3 protein-coding genes are annotated in these 2,059 nt (G+C 72.0%); all 3 read right to left on the bottom strand.

Features of this window, described 5'->3' with window-relative positions:
• Nucleotides 1-276: 276 nt before the first annotated feature.
• On the bottom strand, nucleotides 277-906 hold the full coding sequence (locus tag ACRDP3_RS28345) for a hypothetical protein (RefSeq protein ID WP_431519881.1): 630 nt from the start codon (nucleotides 904-906) through the stop codon (nucleotides 277-279).
• On the bottom strand, nucleotides 903-1,730 hold the full coding sequence (locus tag ACRDP3_RS28340) for a phosphoadenosine phosphosulfate reductase family protein (RefSeq protein ID WP_431519880.1): 828 nt from the start codon (nucleotides 1,728-1,730) through the stop codon (nucleotides 903-905). Before ACRDP3_RS28340 ends, ACRDP3_RS28345 begins: the two co-directional genes overlap by 4 nt.
• Nucleotides 1,727-2,059: hypothetical protein (locus ACRDP3_RS28335; RefSeq protein ID WP_431519879.1), on the bottom strand; the 333-nt coding region annotated here is incomplete at its 5' end. The genes ACRDP3_RS28340 and ACRDP3_RS28335, both read right to left, overlap by 4 nt.

Raw genomic sequence — 2,059 nt, 5'->3', positions numbered from 1 at the left:
GCGCCCCCGGCGGTGGGCCGGGGGCGCGGGGTGTGTTCTGGGGGTTAGTGGTGGTCAGCGGCGGCGACGACCGCATCCGGCGTGGCCGCAGCCGCCGCAGAAGCCGCCGTTGTTGCACTCGCAGCCGCACCCGCTGTGGTTGTGGGTTTCCACTTCCAAGTCCCTTTCCGGGTCGGGCATTTCCCGAATTTCCTTACTTATATCTTAATGGCAAATACCCCAGAAGCAAGGTATGCCCAACGGAATGCGAATTGATTGTCCGCAATGCAATTCCCCCTAATTCGCGGCTGCCGGAATGAGGTCCGGCCACCGGACGGCCTCCAGCGCACGCCGGTGCGAGTCGGGCACCGGCACGGTCGGGTAGCCCAGCCAGTCCAGGCCCATCGCCGCGAGGATCGTCGCGTCGGCCTGGTCGTAGCGGCCCGGCCCTTCGCACTCGACGCCGTACCGCTCGACGGCCACCGAGCGCACCATCCCCTTCGCGACCCGGGAGCGGTCCTTGCGGGGCCACTCCTGCGCGGGGTTGGCCCGGCCGGTGGCGTAGATCGTGCGGCCGTGGGGCGTCACGACGGCGTAGGGGATGCGGTGGCGCCACAGGTACTGGGTGACCAGCCACCACAGCCCGGCCAGCTCGTGGTGCCCGGCCTGCCCGCCCTGGGCGTACGCGGCGCCCTCGACCACCACGAGGTCCGCGCCGTCTTTCACGCTGAGCGCGATGGCCGCGAGCAGCCAGTCCAGCCGTTCGTGGCTGCGGCGGCGTCCGGGCCGGTGGGCGTACGCCCAGTTCGTTCCGGCGACGCCGGTCGAGGTCAGCGACAGGTCGAGGCCGACGACGCGTGGCTGCCACTTCCCCTTCTCCTGCACGCTGGGCAGGGTCACCGGGGCGCTCTGGAGTTCGGCGGTCACGCCCCACCTCCCGCGCGCCGGATGACCTCGGCCATCGACAGCTCCCGCCGGAACGGGACGCCCATCTCCTCTTCCAGGTCGGCGTACTCGCGCGCCAGCTCGGGCCGGAGCCCGGCCGCGCACTCCAGGTCCGGGACGGAGGCGAGGACGCACAGGCTGCACGAGAACCGCGACATGCCGGCGTCGTACGCCCAGTGGTAGGGCAGGCCACGGTCCCGGATGCGCTGCCACACCTCAGCCGTGCTCCAGCGCAGCACCGGGTACCACTGGGTCACCGTGCGGCGCCCGTTGCTGGCCCGGTGGTCGGCTTCAACGGCAGGCCGCCGGGCACGGGCGCGGGACTCCTCCGCCCGGAACCCCATGACGTGCACGATCCGCGCCGCGCGGCCGGAGACGCCGAGGGCGTTCACCTGCTCGGTGAGGAACCGGTGTGCCACGCCCCTCTTCTCCGATGTGCAGAACCGGGTCATGAGGTGCGGGAACTGTCCGCGCGCCCGGATACGGTGGACCAGGGACGGCCACTTCGCCATGCTGCGGACCTCGAACGGAAGCCCGTAGTGGGCGGCCTGGCGGCGTGCCAGGTCCACGGTCCCGGGCCACTCCACGGTGTGGTCGCGCGGGGTGCGGCCGAGGTCGATGTGCAGGACCACGATCCGGTCGCGGACCCCGGCGTCGTCGGCCTGGCGTACGGCCTCGTCCATGGCGGCGATGCTGTCCTTGCCGCCGCTGTTGCTGATGACGATGCGGTCGACGGAGGCGAGGTCGGGAACCGGTTCGGGGCCCTGTACGGCGCTGGCACTGACCAGTTCGAGCTGGGCGCTCACCGGCCGCCCTCGCCGGTCGCCGCGCGGTGCTTGGTGATCAGCCGCTCGGCCTCGGCCATGGCCGGACCCTTGTGGCGGTCGACCCACTCACCGTCGTAGCTGCCGACCGGGCCCCACAGGTACCAACCGGTGTCGTGGTAGCCGTCCTTCGGGTTCCTGCGGCGGTGCCCCAGCTCCCACCAGCCGTCACGCCAGCGCCACAGACGCTTGGCGTCGGCATCGCGCACCCAGCCAGCACGCTCGGCCAGGGCCTGCAGGCGGGCGACGTCGGTGCGCAGCATCGCCGCTTCGGCGGCGGCTTCCAGGTCGCGCGGGGCGGTGTGCTCGGC

Source organism: Streptomyces sp. (assembly GCF_050698815.1).
Lineage (GTDB): Bacteria > Actinomycetota > Actinomycetes > Streptomycetales > Streptomycetaceae > Streptomyces.
Note: the sequence above shows the minus strand (reverse complement) of the source record. Positions and strands in the feature narration are given on the sequence as shown.